At 49.2% G+C, this 15,133-nt stretch carries 15 protein-coding genes and 1 pseudogene; 1 reads left to right on the plus strand and 15 read right to left on the minus strand.

What is annotated here, in order from left to right:
* Positions 1 to 3 precede the first annotated feature (3 nt).
* The 9 genes from ACTRXG_RS14485 to rpoN all read right to left on the minus strand — a co-directional run bounded on the left by ACTRXG_RS14485 (position 4) and on the right by rpoN (position 10,105).
* The gene (locus ACTRXG_RS14485; RefSeq protein ID WP_474282806.1) at positions 4 to 750 is read right to left on the minus strand and encodes an alpha/beta hydrolase; all 747 of its coding nucleotides are present in this window, start codon (positions 748 to 750) and stop codon (positions 4 to 6) included.
* A gap of 167 nt (positions 751 to 917) precedes the next feature.
* Positions 918 to 1,148, minus strand: a complete 231-nt coding sequence (secG, locus tag ACTRXG_RS14490; protein ID WP_022793890.1) for a preprotein translocase subunit SecG — start codon at positions 1,146 to 1,148, stop codon at positions 918 to 920.
* Between the two features lie 163 nt (positions 1,149 to 1,311).
* Entirely contained in the window at positions 1,312 to 2,595 is a 1,284-nt protein-coding gene (gene eno, locus ACTRXG_RS14495) for a phosphopyruvate hydratase (protein WP_079475504.1), read from the minus strand.
* Positions 2,596 to 2,618: 23 nt separating this feature from the next.
* Positions 2,619 to 4,151: a 2,3-bisphosphoglycerate-independent phosphoglycerate mutase gene (gene gpmI / locus ACTRXG_RS14500; protein ID WP_474285634.1), complete on the minus strand. Its 1,533-nt coding sequence runs from the start codon at positions 4,149 to 4,151 to the stop codon at positions 2,619 to 2,621.
* Entirely contained in the window at positions 4,148 to 4,906 is a 759-nt protein-coding gene (tpiA, locus tag ACTRXG_RS14505) for a triose-phosphate isomerase (protein ID WP_474285635.1), read from the minus strand. Before tpiA ends, gpmI begins: the two co-directional genes overlap by 4 nt.
* Positions 4,907 to 4,951: 45 nt before the next feature.
* A complete protein-coding gene (locus ACTRXG_RS14510; RefSeq protein WP_474263039.1) occupies positions 4,952 to 6,142 on the minus strand; it encodes a phosphoglycerate kinase in 1,191 nt (396 codons plus the stop codon).
* Positions 6,143 to 6,361: 219 nt separating this feature from the next.
* Positions 6,362 to 7,369, minus strand: coding sequence for a type I glyceraldehyde-3-phosphate dehydrogenase (gene gap / locus ACTRXG_RS14515; protein WP_474285636.1), 1,008 nt, complete (start codon positions 7,367 to 7,369; stop codon positions 6,362 to 6,364).
* A gap of 73 nt (positions 7,370 to 7,442) precedes the next feature.
* Positions 7,443 to 8,489, minus strand: coding sequence for a sugar-binding transcriptional regulator (locus ACTRXG_RS14520; protein ID WP_474263043.1), 1,047 nt, complete (start codon positions 8,487 to 8,489; stop codon positions 7,443 to 7,445).
* A gap of 287 nt (positions 8,490 to 8,776) precedes the next feature.
* Positions 8,777 to 10,105, minus strand: coding sequence for an RNA polymerase factor sigma-54 (gene rpoN, locus ACTRXG_RS14525; RefSeq protein WP_474285637.1), 1,329 nt, complete (start codon positions 10,103 to 10,105; stop codon positions 8,777 to 8,779).
* 371 nt (positions 10,106 to 10,476) lie between these two features.
* Between rpoN and clpP the strand changes: the two genes are divergently transcribed.
* Complete coding sequence (clpP, locus tag ACTRXG_RS14530; protein ID WP_022793882.1) at positions 10,477 to 11,055, plus strand: ATP-dependent Clp endopeptidase proteolytic subunit ClpP; 579 nt, start codon at positions 10,477 to 10,479, stop codon at positions 11,053 to 11,055.
* A 46-nt stretch (positions 11,056 to 11,101) separates the two neighbouring features.
* Here clpP and ACTRXG_RS14535 read toward each other — a convergent pair whose 3' ends face one another.
* The 6 genes and pseudogenes from ACTRXG_RS14535 to ACTRXG_RS14560 all read right to left on the minus strand — a co-directional run.
* Positions 11,102 to 11,359 (minus strand): HPr family phosphocarrier protein, encoded by a 258-nt coding sequence (locus ACTRXG_RS14535; RefSeq protein WP_022793881.1) that lies wholly within the window; start codon positions 11,357 to 11,359, stop codon positions 11,102 to 11,104.
* 171 nt (positions 11,360 to 11,530) lie between these two features.
* Positions 11,531 to 12,493 carry a DNA-binding protein WhiA gene (whiA, locus tag ACTRXG_RS14540; RefSeq protein WP_322526381.1) on the minus strand — a complete coding sequence of 321 codons (963 nt, stop codon included), beginning with the start codon at positions 12,491 to 12,493 and terminating at the stop codon, positions 11,531 to 11,533.
* A 20-nt stretch (positions 12,494 to 12,513) separates the two neighbouring features.
* The gene (locus ACTRXG_RS14545) at positions 12,514 to 13,458 is read right to left on the minus strand and encodes a gluconeogenesis factor YvcK family protein (protein WP_474285639.1); all 945 of its coding nucleotides are present in this window, start codon (positions 13,456 to 13,458) and stop codon (positions 12,514 to 12,516) included.
* 2 nt (positions 13,459 to 13,460) lie between these two features.
* Positions 13,461 to 14,345, minus strand: a complete 885-nt coding sequence (gene rapZ, locus ACTRXG_RS14550) for an RNase adapter RapZ (RefSeq protein WP_474263049.1) — start codon at positions 14,343 to 14,345, stop codon at positions 13,461 to 13,463.
* Between the two features lie 16 nt (positions 14,346 to 14,361).
* Entirely contained in the window at positions 14,362 to 14,835 is a 474-nt protein-coding gene (locus ACTRXG_RS14555; protein ID WP_474285640.1) for an NUDIX hydrolase, read from the minus strand.
* Positions 14,836 to 14,992: 157 nt separating this feature from the next.
* Positions 14,993 to 15,133: pseudogene (locus ACTRXG_RS14560) on the minus strand (thioredoxin-disulfide reductase); the annotation flags it as partial.

The raw sequence follows: 15,133 nt of genomic DNA on the forward strand, positions 1-15,133 counted from the left end.
ATTTTAATCGATCGTTCGCATAAGGTTTTCAGAATTTATTTGTGCTGAAGTTAGAAATAACCGCACATCGTTCACCGCTTCGTGCCGGTGCGGACCGTGAAAAAGAAAGTGCTTGCCGTTTTTGTAAAGTACAAACTGCTTCACCGGACTTTTTACCGTTTTGTATATACGCACAGCGCTCCGGACCGGCACCAGGCCGTCTTTTTCACCCTGGCCAATAAATACCGGACAGGATACTTTGCCAACAAACGGACGCAGCACGTGCGCTGCCTGCTGGAACTCCCGAAGTGCCCAGCCGGGGGTTTTTAATTTTTCTGCGGCTACCCCGTACCAGGGATGCAGCGATCCTCTGACCTGGCCGCCCGCTACAAGCAGCGTATCCTTCAAAAACTGGCCGGGGTTAATATATTCCATCGGCATACCAATAAGCACGAGCCGTTCCACCTTATAACGGGCTGCCACGTAGCAGGCAAGCAGGCCTCCCATCGAAAATCCAATCACGTACAGAGTGCTGCATGCAGCCGCCAGTTTTTTCGCTGCGCGGTCAGCAGCGTGAATCCATGTGACATAGGAAACACGGCTTTGAATGCTGAAGCTTCCGTCAGCATGACCTGGCAGCACCGGCGTTTCCACTTTCCAGTCTGTACACGCGCGGAGCTCTGCGGCAATCGGTTCGACCTCCCACGGAGAACCTGTAAATCCATGCAGACACAAACATCCAATCGCCTGGTTTTCAGCTGCTGTCTTCATGCTCCTGCTCTCCTATCCTTGGTTTATCTCTATCCGTCCGTTAAACGTTAAACTTCCACCTGTTTGTTTGATTCACCAAATACAGGAAAAGCAAACATTAGCCGGTAACATAAAAAACAGCGAACGATGGAACCGTCCGCTGCTGAGATAGCTTCCTATACTGTCTGTCAGACAAAATAGGCGATGAGTATGGTAAGAACAAAAAACAACACAGCCAGAACTACTGTAAACTGAATCAGAAAGGCTTCGATGCCTCTCGCTTTCTGTTTGCCAACCATTTGTTCGGCTCCGCCGGATATTGCTCCTGCCAAACCGCTGCTTCGGCCCGACTGCAATAAAATAATTGCAATAAGCATGACCGCAACGACTATTAATGCAACGTACAACGCCGTTATCATCACCCGTACACCTCCACGTTCCAATTACGCTTGTATTAATGTAACACACCAAAACGTGCAGTGCAAGCACGTGCGGCAGCATAGGCCGCAAAGCCCACGGTAACGGTGTTTTATTCAATTGTAAAAACCGCAGCCCATATGCCGGGCCGCGGTCGAAAAGCAATTATTTGTTCAGGTTATAAAAAGCATCTTTGCCCAGATAAACAGCGGTTTCCGCCAGTTCATCGTTGATGCGGAGAAGCTGGTTGTATTTAGCTACACGATCTGTCCGGGATGGTGCACCTGTTTTAATCTGACCCGCGTTGGTCGCTACTGCGATGTCCGCGATAGTCGTATCTTCTGTTTCCCCGGAACGGTGGGAGATAACGGCTGTATAACCGGCACGCTTAGCCATTTCAATAGCATCAAAGGTTTCAGTAAGTGTACCGATCTGGTTCACCTTGATCAGAATGGAGTTGCCGATGCCTTTTTCAATGCCTTCTTTCAGCTTGTTGGTGTTCGTTACAAACAAGTCATCGCCCACGAGCTGGACTTTGTCGCCAAGAGCATCCGTAAGCTTTTTGAAGCCTTCCCAGTCGTTTTCGTCCAGACCATCTTCAATGGAGACGATTGGATATTTCGACACCATGTCCTGGTAAAATTCGATCATTTCGTCTGCTGTTTTCACAACACCTTCACCTTTAAGGTGATATTTTCCGTCTTCGTACATTTCGGAAGCAGCAGAGTCCATGGCGAGCATAATTTCTTCACCCGGCTTGTAGCCTGCTTTTTCGATCGCCTCAATGATCGTTTGAAGCGCTTCTTCATTTGAGCCGAGGTTCGGGGCAAAGCCGCCTTCGTCGCCGACACCAGTGTTATAGCCTTTGCTTCCAAGTACCTTTTTCAGGTTGTGGAAGATTTCTGCGCCCATACGTACAGCTTCAAGGAAGTTGCTGGCGCCGACCGGCATAACCATGAACTCCTGGAAGTCGACGTTGTTATCTGCGTGCTCGCCGCCGTTCAGGATGTTCATCATTGGAACCGGCAGAGTTTTCGCATTAAAGCCGCCGAGGTATTCATACAGCGTAACGCCGAGTTCATCAGCTGCTGCGCGCGCTACTGCCATTGAAACACCGAGAATGGCATTGGCACCGAAGCTGCCTTTGTTGTCTGTGCCGTCGAGTTCGATCATCGCCTGGTCGATGCCTGTTTGATCTGTGACATCAAATCCGATGATTTCTTCTGCGATAGTTTCGTTCACGTTGTCGACTGCTTTAGTGACACCTTTGCCCATGAAGCGGTCGCCGCCGTCACGAAGCTCTACCGCTTCGTATTCACCGGTGGAAGCGCCGCTTGGCACGAGAGCGCGTCCGAAAGCGCCTGTTTCTGTAAATACTTCTACTTCTACCGTTGGATTCCCGCGGGAATCGAGTACTTCGCGTGCGTAAATATCTGCAATTAAACTCATTGGTGATTCACTCCTCTGAATGGTTATTGAATGAGGGACTGACCCGTCATCTCTTTTGGTTTTTCTATTTGCAGCAGCTCTACGGCTGTTGGACACAGGTCAGCGAGCACGCCGCCTTTGCGGAGCTTCGCATTTTCATCACCTGTGACAATGACTGGTACCGGGTTGGTCGTATGAGCTGTCATCGGTTTATCATCCGGTGTTGTTACTTCATCGGAGTTTCCGTGGTCTGCCGTGATGATGGCGCGTCCGCCTTTATCGTGCAGCAAATCCACCACCCGTCCGAGACATTCATCCACTGCTTCAATTGCTTTAACCGTGGCATCAAGGTCACCGGAGTGCCCTACCATATCCGGATTCGCAAAGTTCAGCACGATGAAATCATGCTTTTCGGACTGAATCTCGCTTTCAAGCGCCTCGGTTACTTCATATACACTCATTTCCGGCTGCAGATCGTACGTGGCTACCTTCGGCGAATCGATCAGCACCCGTGTTTCACCCTTAAATTCTTCCTCGCGTCCGCCGCTGAAGAAAAAGGTTACGTGCGGGTATTTTTCCGTTTCTGCAATTCGAAGCTGGTGCAGTCCGGCATCTGAAACGATTTCTCCCATTGTATTAACCAAGTCCTGCGGGGGATAGGCGATTTCAGCGTTCACCGAGTCACTGTACTGCGTCATGCTGACAAATTTCAGGTTGGATGGAAATTTGTCTCCTCGGTCCAAACCGTTGAAACCATCCTGCGTAAATACCTGTGAAAGCTGGATAGCCCGGTCCGGACGGAAATTGAAGAAAATCACTGCATCGTTGTCCTGCAGCTGACCGACCGCTTCACCCTCTTTAGTAATAACCGACGGAAGCACAAATTCATCCCATACTTCTTCTTCGTAGGAAGCGTCTACCACTTCTTCAGCTGTTTCGTAGGAAGGGCCTTCCCCGTACGTAATCGCCCGGTATGATTTATCCACGCGTTCCCAGCGGTTATCACGGTCCATGGCGTAGTAACGGCCCTGGACCGTTGCAATATCACCGGTACCGATTTCTTTCATATAGTCTTCCACTTCGGATACGTACTGTTTAGCAGAACGCTGACCCACGTCACGGCCATCCAAAAAGGCATGGACATACACGCGCTCGATTTCTTTTTCATTCGCCATGTCGAGCAGCGCTTTTAAGTGGTCGATATGGCTGTGGACTCCGCCGTCAGACAGCAGACCGAATAAATGAAGGGCGCTGTCATTTTCTTTCACGTGATCTACGGCATGAGCGAACGCCTGGTTGTTTTTAAACGTCCCCTCTTTGATGCCCTTATTGATTAAAGAAAGGCTTTGATATACGACCCGGCCGGCCCCGATATTCATATGGCCGACTTCCGAGTTGCCCATCTGTCCTTCAGGCAGGCCGACTGCTTCACCGAAAGCCGTCAGCGTTTCATGCGGATACTGGTTCCAATAGCGGTCAAAGTTTGGCGTGCTTGCCTTCGCTACCGCATTCCCTTTGGTTTCTTCCCGGCAGGCATACCCGTCCAGGATAATAAGTGCTACTGGCTTGGTGCTCATTTTTTTCCCGCCTCTGCAAGCTCCAGGAAGGCATCCGGCTTCAGGCTGGCACCGCCGACAAGTGCACCGTCGATGTGCTCTTTCGCCATGTACGTTTCAATGTTTTCCGGTTTTACACTGCCGCCGTATTGAATACGTACTTTGTCTGCCGTGTCCTGATCGTACTGATCGGCAAGTGCTTTTCTTACCGAACCGCATGTTTCATCCGCATCCTCTGCGGTGGAGGATTTTCCTGTACCAATAGCCCAGATCGGCTCGTAAGCGACAACCACTTTTGCAGCGTCTCCGGCACTCAGTCCGGCAAAGCCTTTTTCAATCTGCTCGCGCACAACTGCTTCTGTAGAGCCGTTTTCTTTCTGTTCAAGGGATTCGCCGCAGCACATGATCGGTGTTAATCCGTGGTTCAGGGCTGCTTTCACTTTTTGATTGACTGATTCATTAGTTTCATTGAACATTTCACGCCGCTCGGAGTGGCCGATAATAACGTAAGGAATATTTAGGTCCGCGAGCGCTGCCGGGCTTATTTCTCCGGTGAATGCGCCGCTGTCTTCCTGGTGCATGTTCTGGGCGCCAATTTTCACATCACTCGATGCTGCCGCATCATTCATGTCCTTCAGAAATAGAGCTGGCGCACATACTACTGTTTCCACGTCTTCTGTATTCGGCACTTTGCCTGCTACTTCTTCGATGAAGGCTACCGCTTCGCCGTGAAGCTTATTCATCTTCCAGTTGCCTGCTATGATTGGTTTTCTCATTGTTTCACCCCACTGAGATTATAGTAAATATACTTTCAAGGCTGCTTATTTGTCATCCAGCGCTGCCACACCCGGCAGCACTTTTCCTTCGATAAATTCAAGCGATGCCCCGCCGCCAGTGGACATATGGCTCATTTTGTCTGCAAGGCCGAATTTTTCCACTGCTGCTGCAGAGTCTCCGCCGCCAATAACTGTGTACGTGCCTGGAGCTTCAGCCATTGCCTCAGCAATAGCGCGCGTGCCTTTTTCAAACGTAGCGAATTCAAACACGCCGACCGGTCCGTTCCAGATAACAAGCTTCGAATCTTTAATGACGTTCGCGTATTCTTTTCTCGTTTCCGGCCCGATATCCAAAGCTTCCCAATCGGATGGAATGCTGTCGATTTTTACTGTCTGCGTGTTTGCATCATCGCTGAAGTCATCGGAAACAATAACATCTTTTGGCATATAAAAGTTTACGCCTTTGTCTTTAGCCTTCTGCATGAATTCTCTAGCCATATCAAGCTTGTCTTCTTCAAGCATGGACTGGCCGATTTCATAGCCCTGCGCTTTAACAAACGTGTAAGCAAGTCCGCCGCCGATAATGAGGTTGTCCACGATATCGAGAAGATTATCGATAACGCCGATTTTATCTTTCACTTTTGCTCCTCCGACAATTGCCGTGAACGGACGGTCCGGGTCCTCAAGCGCCTGGCCGAGCACATCGAGTTCTTTTTCCATCAGCAGGCCGGCTGCAGAAGGAAGGTGATGCGCCACTCCTTCGGTGGACGCGTGAGCCCGGTGCGCTGCCCCGAATGCATCGTTTACGTAAATGTCTGCAAGGGATGCTATGTTTTTTGCAAGGGTTTCATCATTTTTCTCTTCGCCTGCTTCAAAGCGCAGGTTTTCAAGAAGCATGATTTCTCCGTCCTGGAGGGATGCCGCGGCCTGCTTAGCTTCTTCGCCGTATACTTCGTCGACCTTTTTCACGTCGACATTCATAATTTCACCTAAACGGGCTGCAGCCGGACCGAGACGAAGTTCTTCTACTGCTTCCCCTTTCGGGCGTCCAAGGTGGCTGCCGAGAATGACGCGCGCTCCCTGTTCGGATAAGTATTGAATTGTTGGTACAGCTGCACGAATCCGTGCGTCATCCGTAATGCTTTCGCCTTTCATTGGTACGTTGAAATCAACGCGGCAGAAAACAGTTTTACCTTTCAGATCTAAATCGCGGATGGTTTTCTTATTTAACGCCATTGCCAAACCTCCCTTAAATTATCTTCCTCATCTATCATAACAAAAATCTGCACTTCCGTTCTTTACCCGCCGCATAAAAAACTGGAACGTCTATTTTTAATAACGCGGCGGCGGAACGGAAATACCGGATTTTTGACGGGCCGGGTACAGGCCCATTCAGACTCAAAAAAGGGAGGAAGAAATAATATTCTCCTCCCTTTCCCAAGCATTAAAAATGATTTACAGTTTTTTGCCAAAGCTTGCTGCGAGGTCCACAACGCGGCTGGAATAACCGAATTCGTTGTCGTACCAAGCGATTACTTTAACCATGTTGTCCTGCATAACGAGTGTCGAAAGGGCGTCTACTGTGGAAGAATAGGCGCTTCCGTTGTAATCCTTCGATACGAGCGGCTCTTCGCTGTAGCCAAGAATGCCTTTGAGTTCGTCAGTTTCAGAAGCTTCTTTCAATGCGTTGTTTACATCATCTACTGTTACATTTTTATCAAGCTCTGCCACGAAGTCCACGAGGGAAACGTTTGGAGTAGGAACACGCATCGCACCGCCAGTAAGCTTACCGTCGAGCTGCGGAAGCACAAGCGCTACTGCCTGGGCAGCTCCTGTAGTTGTCGGGATGATGTTTTCAGCACCAGCGCGTGCACGGCGGAGGTCCTTGTGCGGGCCGTCCTGGATCTGCTGGTCACTCGTGTAGGAGTGGACGGTGTTCATCAGGCCGCGTTTGATGCCGAATTTTTCGTCCAGCACTTTAGCTACTGGAGCCAGGCAGTTGGTTGTGCAGGATGCGTTGGAAACGACTTTGTGCTCATCCGGCTTAAAGTCACCTTCGTTAACGCCTACAACGAAGGAAGCATCTGCGCCTTTAGCTGGAGCGGAGATGATAACGTGCTTAGCGCCGCCTTCCAGGTGAGCCGCTGCTTTATCACGTTCTGTGAAAATACCTGTAGATTCAACAACGATTTCAGCGTCTACGCCTTTCCAGTCGATTTTCGCTGGATCTTTTTCAGAGAAAACGGTCAGCTTGTGGCCGTTGATTGTAAGGTTGTCGCCGCTTGCCTGAATTTCTGCGTCAAGCGTGCCGTGAACTGTGTCATATTTCAAAAGATGCGCAAGTGTATCAGTGTCTGTCAGGTCGTTTACTGCTACTACTTCAACATCCGGGTTGTTTAAAGCTGCACGATAAACGTTACGTCCAATACGTCCAAAACCGTTAATACCAATTTTTGTTGCCATAATAATTTTTCCTCCTTGGAATATAAATAATTGTGAAAGCTACTGCAGCATAATGCGGCAGGTGTTCTGCCTGTTACTCAGTTGCCTCCGGTGCATCGCTTTGATTCAGAATAGCTTTGGCTGCACCCTCATCGGTGATCAAAATGCTGCTCGGGCGGTAGCGCATATAAGCGTCAATCGCCTTTGCCTTGCTTGAACCCCCGGCTACTGTGATCACTGTCTGATCTGACCGGAGTTCGTCCCACTGAAGGCCCACCGTATTTTCCCGGTGCACCACTTTTCCGTCCTGATTAACATAATAGCCAAACGACTCTGCCACAGCCGATTCTTCCTCGAGCCTGCTGCGCAGGGAAGCGCCCGTAGTCCGCCGCCCGGCCATCGTTTTTGCTTCGCCTATGCCGTGAACGACAAGCGATGCTGATTTTAACAGATCAAGCACTTCCTGGACGCCGGGCTCCTGCATGAGCGATCGCCTTGTATCCTCGCTCAGCTGGTCGGGCACATGAAGCAGCCGGTACGAGGCCTGGGCTTTCATTGCCATCGCAGAGCTGATGGTGTTGGCCTGGATCTCCACCTTTTCACCAAGGCCACCGCGGGCAGGTACAAAGATGGTATTGCTCCATTTTGCGTCAGGCACCATCATATCAGCTGCTGAAGCGAGCGTCGTGCCCCCCGCTACCGCAATCACGTCCCCTGGGCTGACACGGTTCTTCATCTGCTGTACCGTTGCACGACCGAGTTCTTTTTTCACTACCGGAAGCTCATCGCTGTCTCCTGAGACGACGATAACCTTCGGGACGGATAAATAACCCGCCAGCTTCCGCTCCAGATCCTCGAGGCCGAAAGCATATTTGACTGTTTGCTCGAGCCCTTCAAGCAGTTTGTTTCCTTCTTCAGTTAAAAGCATCCCTGCGCTTTGAATCAGGATAAGTCCCTGCTGCTTCAAAAAATCTGTTTCACTGCGCAGAACCCGCTCTGAGGTGGATAGCTGAGTGGCAAGGGTTCTTCTTCCAATCGGCTGCATCAGGCGGATGTATTGCAAAATGCGGTACCTTTTCCCTAATGTTTCGAGCACATCAGGCTGCAGTTTCCGCTGCATCTCCAATACGTCACGTAACATATTGCTACACCACCGAACCTGCGGCAGCAGCTTATTTCAAGCCACTCCTCATCATTGATCTTCACTGCTCTGTCCGGGACAATTAAAGTCCCGCAGAGACATTTTTTGTCCCGCTCATTTTATAAAAAAATGAACGCTTTGTTCACAATTTCATTGTAGCAATCTATATTTGGAAAATCAACGCAAATGTTCACTGCAATTTTCATGCTGACTATGTTTTACTAATACCCGGTTTTCGCTTATTTCATGCATAAAAAATCCTCCTTTTGCTACAAGGAGGATTTGGGCTACACCGGCTGTTTCCGCTGGGAGGAGGACGGGATCCGGAGCTCTGTTCTGTATTTTGCCACCGCCCGCCTTGAAATCGTACACTGCTGCTCCTGCTGAAGCAGATCAGCAAGCTTTTGATCCGAGAGAGGCTTCTCTTTATTTTCTTCTTTAATCAGTTTTTTCATCATAGCTTTCACTCCGGTGCTTGAAGCATCTTCATCCGTCCGGGTAATTTTCGAGGAGAAGAAATGCTTCAGTTCGACGAGACCGTGAGGCGTCTGCATATACTTCCGGCTCGTCGTTCTTGAAACAGTGGATTCGTGCACATCCGCCTGTTCAGCTACCTCCCGGAGCGTCAGGGGACGAAGCTTTTCTTCGCCGTGTTTTAGATATTCGCTCTGCGCTTCGACGATCACTTCCGATACTTTTTGCAGCGTCTGCTGGCGCTGTTCGACGCTTTTAACAATCCAAAGAAACTGCTTATATTTTTCCATAGCATACTGCCTGGCTTCTTCATCGGTATCCTGCTGCAAAAGACGCCAGTATTTTTCATTCATCTGCAGCTCGGGAAGCCGGTCATTCAAAATCGTGACCACCCATTCTCCGTCGATTTCCTCCACGCGGACATCCGGCGATACAGAAACTGTTTTCTCCTGCCGGTAGGAATCTCCCGGATGCGGGGAAAGCTTCTGGAGGCAGGTATAGATTTCCTGCAGCTGCTCTTTAGTGAGCTGATACTTCTGCTGCAGGTAGCGCCATTTTTTCGACCCCAGCGCTTCGAGATCTTCAGCTACGACCTGGTCAATATATGGATCTGTATCCAGGCAGCGTTCGAGCTGCAGAAGAAGACATTCCTTTAAATCCCTGGCCCCGATCCCTGCCGGTTCGAGCTGTTGAAGCATCGAAATATACTGCTCGCTTTCTTCTCTGTCCAGCCCGAATTTCCGTTCCATCTCCCATTCGATGTCTTCTAAGTATCCGCGCTCGTCAACGCTTCCAGCTAAAAATAAAAGTATTTCCCGGGCAGTTTCTTTATAAGCTCCGCATACAATCTGCTCCCTAAGCGCCTCTTCGAGAGTTTCCTCCGACGGTTCACGCCAGTCCAGCTGTTCACCCATGGACGCTGAATTGTGGACCGGATCAGCGGACCGGGAGGCAGAAAGTGACGCTCCGTCCGTAATAGAAGGGAGGGTTAAATCCATTAAAGGGTTTTCCATCGCTTCTTCCTGCAGATAATCGGATAATTCCTGGGAAGACAGCTTCAACAGGGCAATTGCCTGCTTTAACTCCTGCGTCATCACCAAACTCATTTCCTGCTTCTGCTGCAATTCAAGCCCCAATCCCATTATCTCCACCTCCTTTTTTGAAAACGCTTTCTTACATCATATCATATTTTTCTTTCATGAATCGATCCCTTTTTCTTGTTCTCCTGCTGTCATTATATAAAAATAGATTTGCCCCTTCTATTTGTTTGTCAGATCATTTTTCATCTAAATTAAAATTTATATGGAAGTGAAACATTTGCACGTAACGTTTATGTTTGTGAAAATAAAGGGAATGGAAGTTGACGTGTAGCTATGTGGGATAGGGTCAGACTTTTTATTTGACCTTAATTGACCAAAGAGTTATGATAATAACAGCAACGCGGAAGGAAAAATATTTTCCACACAACTACCATGAATGTAGTCATACATTTCATTAAAGGAGGACGCTTTTCATGAACTTGATACCAACAGTTATTGAACAAACCAACCGTGGCGAACGCGCATATGACATTTATTCGCGTTTGTTGAAGGACCGCATCATTATGCTTGGTTCAGGCATTGATGACAATGTGGCCAATTCGATCGTAGCACAGCTTCTTTTCCTTGAAGCCGACGATCCGGAGAAGGATATTTCTCTTTATATCAACAGTCCGGGCGGCTCTATTACAGCCGGCATGGCTATTTATGACACAATGCAGCATATTAAACCGCAGGTTTCTACGATCTGCGTCGGAATGGCAGCATCGATGGGTGCTTTTCTTCTCACAGCTGGCCAGGAAGGCAAACGTTATGCTCTTCCAAACAGTGAAGTAATGATTCACCAGCCACTCGGCGGCACCCAGGGACAGGCTGCGGACATTGAAATTCACGCCCGCCGCATCATCAAAATGCGGGAAAAACTCAACCAGATTCTTGCAGACCGCAGCGGACAGCCGCTTGAAGTCATCGAGCGCGACACGGACCGTGATAATTTCATGAGTGCGGAACAGGCAAAAGAATACGGTCTTGTAGACCAGGTTATGGGTCAGTAAGACACAAAAAATCAGGATGGCATCGCGCCGTCCTGATTTTTTATGTTCACATTTCTTTTTTCATGAATTCCGTCAATGATTCGGCCGCTTCCTCTTCATCCGCCCCTTCGGCTAAAAGCTTTACCGAGGCTCCGGTGCGCACCGCAAGGCTCATAACACCCATAATACTCTTGGCATTCACTTTTTTATTATCCTTTTCAAGAAAAATATTGGAATGAAACCGGTTCGCCTCCTGGACGAATAACGCTGCCGGCCGGGCCTGAAGCCCTGTACGCAAATTTACTTCCACTGTTTTTTCGACCATAGTTACTATCTTCCTTTCTCTGTCTGTCTTCAACCGGTACCCGCTTTTCATATACACATAACGTAATTCAATTTAGAACGTTTTTCAAGCAAGCGCTTTAATGACTGCTGTAATACAGCGCCTGCAGGAGCAGAAGAAGCCTCTGCTGCCGCAGGCGCCTGCCTTTAGCGATTATATTTTTTCTGGAATCGGCGGCTTTCCGGCTTGAATACGCTCGGCGATCTGATCAATTTTGCGGAGACGGTGGTTCACACCGGATTTACTCACCTTTCCGCTCGGCACCATTTCCCCGAGCTCCTTCAGCGTGACGTCCTGGTGCTGGACACGCAGGATTGCCATTTCCCTGATTTTTTCAGGAAGGTTTTCGAGTCCGACTTCTGCCTGGACAAGCTGAATGTTTTCCACCTGCCTTAATGCGGCTCCCACGGTTTTGTTTAAGTTCGCTGTTTCACAGTTCACCAGGCGGTTCACCGAATTCCTCATGTCTTTCATAATCCGTACGTCTTCAAAATAAAGCAGCGCCTGGTGCGCACCGATAATATTTAAAAACTCGGTAATCTTTTCGCTTTCTTTAATATAAAGAATGTAGCCCTTTTTCCGTTCAAGGCTTTTCGATGTGAGCCCGAACGTTTCCATCAGCTCCCGGAGTGCCCGGTTATGCTCTTCATACATCGAATAAATTTCAAGATGATACGAAGAAGTTTCCGGATGATTGACCGAGCCGCCGGCTAAAAAAGCTCCGCGCAAATACGCCCGGCGGCTGTCCGTGTCTGGAATCACGTCTCTCGCGATCGACCGGTTAAACTGGTAGCCGTTTTCCATAATGGCAAGGTCGCTCAGCATCTCTTTCGTTTCTTCGGCCATCCGGACTACGTAGACATTATTCTTTTTTAAACGCATCTTTTTCCGCACAAGCAGTTCAATCACCATATCCTTGTAGATGCGCTTGATTAACGAATAGATCCGTCGTGCGATGGCGGCATTTTCAGTGGAAACGTCCAAAATCAGCTGGCCGTTGCCAAATGAAATTGAACCGTTCATTCTGATTAATGCTGCCAGTTCCGCTTTGGCGCTCGTATCTTCCACTTCAATCTGGGTTAATTCTTTTTTTGTTATAGCCGCAAATGAAGACATCCATCTTCACCGCCTTTCTGTCAATCACGGGCAAGCAGGGCTTCAGATACTTTTTTGGCATTATGACGAAGAACAAGGCCGTCATAGTGCATAAATGTATCTGTTACTACCCGGCACCCAATCTGTTCCAATCTTTCATAATCACATTTCACGGGAAATGCCTGCTGTTTTTCGTAGTTTGCAAGCACCGGAGCCGGTATTTCTCCGTTATGCACCAGCACAGTATCCACAAAAGCGCCCCCAGTATGCTTTTCAATAGCATGGAGATGATCGGATGCCGAAAAGCCGTCCGTTTCCCCCGGCTGCGTCATTACATTGCAAATATATACTTTGCGTGCCCCGGACCGATTAATGGCATCCCGGATACCGGGCACGATTAAATTCGGCATGATGCTTGTAAACAGGCTCCCGGGACCAATGACAATGACGTCTGCCTGTTCAATAGCACGCACGGTTTCCGGGAGCGCCTCCGCATCCGGCGGGTGGATAAACACCTGCTCAATCTGCTTACCGGCTTTTGGGATCAGGGACTCCCCGTAGACCGTGGAGCCGTCCTTCATTTTTGCAAACAGCTCGATACTCCGATTAGAGGCGGGAAGGACCTTTCCGCGTACGTTTAACACAGTACTAAGCTCTGTGATTCCTTTGGCAAAATCTCCGGTAATGGAGGTCATTCCTGCTACCAGTAAATTCCCCAGGGAATGACCGGTCAGCCCCTCCCCGCTCGTGAAGCGGTGCTGGAACAATTCTTCAATTAAGGGCTCGACTTCCGCAAGCGCCACCAGTACGTTTCTTACGTCCCCGGGCGGGGGAATATTAAACTCTTTCCGTAAGCGCCCGGAGCTTCCTCCGTCGTCTGCGACAGTCACAATCGCCGTAATATCTGCCGGGAACTGCTTCAGTCCCCGGAGCAGGACGCCTATACCTGTGCCACCGCCCATCACTACAACCTTCTGGTCCTCCACGTCTATTTTTTCCTTCCTTCCTCAATGTCCCGGTGATTGGCATTCGTCTCATATTTCCCTGAAAAGTAAGAAGCAATATATTCAGCAAGCGTCACGGAGCGATGCTTGCCTCCTGTACATCCAATCGCAACCACAAGCTGGGACTTGCCTTCCTGCTTATACAGCGGAAGCATAAATTCAAGCATATCCACCAGTTTATTTATAAATTCCTTTGTATCCGTCCATTTTAACACGTACGAAGACACTTCTTCTTCGAGGCCGGTTTTGGGCTCCAGATGTTCCACGTAGTGAGGGTTGGGCAGAAAACGAACGTCAAAAACCAGATCCGCATCGATCGGCATTCCATATTTAAATCCGAAGGACATAACATTCACATTAAAAACCGACTGGTTTTTCTCGGCGTAATCAGTTAATATACGCTCTCTCAACTCTCTTGGTTTCAGGCTGCTCGTATCAATAATATGGCGCGCCCGGCCTTTGAGTTCCTGCAGCATCTCCCGCTCGAGCTGAATGCCTTCAAGCGGCGTATCCTCACTTGCAAGCGGATGCGAGCGCCGTGTTTCTTTATACCGGCTGACAAGCACCTGATCTCCTGCATCCAAAAATAGAATATGTGTCGACAGGTCCTTGCGCTGGTCAAGCTGATCTATGGAAGCAAACAGATGGTCAAAAAACTCCCTCGTCCGAAGATCCACTACGAAAGCTACTTTATCGGTCTTGTTTTCAGTCGTTTCAATTAAATCGATAAATGTCGGGATTAGTGAAGGAGGCAGATTGTCTACACAGTAATAGCCCAGATCCTCAAAGCACTGGATGGCCACCGTCTTTCCGGCCCCCGACATCCCTGTAATGATTTCAACCTGAATCGATTTCCGCTCTTGTTCCATAATCTGCATCCCTCTTTTACATATAGTATGGCGTTGACTGCTCAAACCGGCGGTCCAGAAGCCGGCGATCTTTCGTATAGCGGAACGTACCATACACCGTTCCTTTGTTATTCAAAATATGCTCGACAATGGCTTTATCGCCTTCGGCCATGGGCAGGGACGACACTTCCTCCTTTTTCTTCCACTCAAGGATACCTTCCGGAGACTCATTAAGCAGCCTGCCTCCTGCACCAAAAGCTTCAAATGTAAACATCATCCACTCATTTGCCGTAACCCCGTCCTCCATCGTGATAAATGTAAAAATACCCCGCAGATGCGGACGTTCAAGCGAAAGGCCCGTTTCTTCCCGGAACTCCCGCCGGACTGAATCATATACTGACTCCCCCGGCTCCATTTTTCCGCCGGGGGCATTCCACCAATCGTAGCTTGGTTTTTTGAGCATAAGCAGTTGATCGTTCTGCTGTAAAAAACAATTTGTTACCCGCTGCATGTGTACCACCTCACATATACCTTTTTCCAGTATACTATCCTTCGATGGTTCAGACAATTTACAAAAGAAAGTATCCTATGTTTTTTGCTCTCTGTACCAAAAAAACGGCGCAGAAATGATTTTCTGCGCCTGTGCGTCGTCGTTTCAGCCGGAGCGCCTAAGCTTCGACTGCGTTTTTCAGTTCTTCCACGTACTGCTGGGCCGTCTGGGCCGCGAGCGACCCGTCGCCGGTCGCCGTCACGATCTGGCGCAGGAACTTGTCCCGGATGTCGCCGGCGGCGAACACGCCCGGAATCTT

The sequence above is a fragment of the Marinococcus sp. LNSP9103-4 genome (assembly GCF_056034345.1).

Excerpts from the sequence above, each read along its gene's own strand:
- rapZ (WP_474263049.1), bottom strand. The coding sequence starts at position 14,345 with ATGGAACAAGAGCGGAAATCGATTCAGGTTGAAATCATTACAGGGATG.
- tpiA (WP_474285635.1), bottom strand. The coding sequence starts at position 4,906 with ATGAGAAAACCAATCATAGCAGGCAACTGGAAGATGAATAAGCTTCAC.
- eno (WP_079475504.1), bottom strand. The coding sequence starts at position 2,595 with ATGAGTTTAATTGCAGATATTTACGCACGCGAAGTACTCGATTCCCGC.
- ACTRXG_RS14535 (WP_022793881.1), bottom strand. The coding sequence starts at position 11,359 with ATGGTCGAAAAAACAGTGGAAGTAAATTTGCGTACAGGGCTTCAGGCC.
- ACTRXG_RS14520 (WP_474263043.1), bottom strand. The coding sequence starts at position 8,489 with ATGTTACGTGACGTATTGGAGATGCAGCGGAAACTGCAGCCTGATGTG.
- secG (WP_022793890.1), bottom strand. The coding sequence starts at position 1,148 with ATGATAACGGCGTTGTACGTTGCATTAATAGTCGTTGCGGTCATGCTT.
- gap (WP_474285636.1), bottom strand. The coding sequence starts at position 7,369 with ATGGCAACAAAAATTGGTATTAACGGTTTTGGACGTATTGGACGTAAC.
- rpoN (WP_474285637.1), bottom strand. The coding sequence starts at position 10,105 with ATGGGATTGGGGCTTGAATTGCAGCAGAAGCAGGAAATGAGTTTGGTG.
- clpP (WP_022793882.1), top strand. The coding sequence starts at position 10,477 with ATGAACTTGATACCAACAGTTATTGAACAAACCAACCGTGGCGAACGC.
- ACTRXG_RS14485 (WP_474282806.1), bottom strand. The coding sequence starts at position 750 with ATGAAGACAGCAGCTGAAAACCAGGCGATTGGATGTTTGTGTCTGCAT.
- gpmI (WP_474285634.1), bottom strand. The coding sequence starts at position 4,151 with ATGAGCACCAAGCCAGTAGCACTTATTATCCTGGACGGGTATGCCTGC.
- whiA (WP_322526381.1), bottom strand. The coding sequence starts at position 12,493 with ATGTCTTCATTTGCGGCTATAACAAAAAAAGAATTAACCCAGATTGAA.
- ACTRXG_RS14510 (WP_474263039.1), bottom strand. The coding sequence starts at position 6,142 with ATGGCGTTAAATAAGAAAACCATCCGCGATTTAGATCTGAAAGGTAAA.
- ACTRXG_RS14555 (WP_474285640.1), bottom strand. The coding sequence starts at position 14,835 with ATGCAGCGGGTAACAAATTGTTTTTTACAGCAGAACGATCAACTGCTT.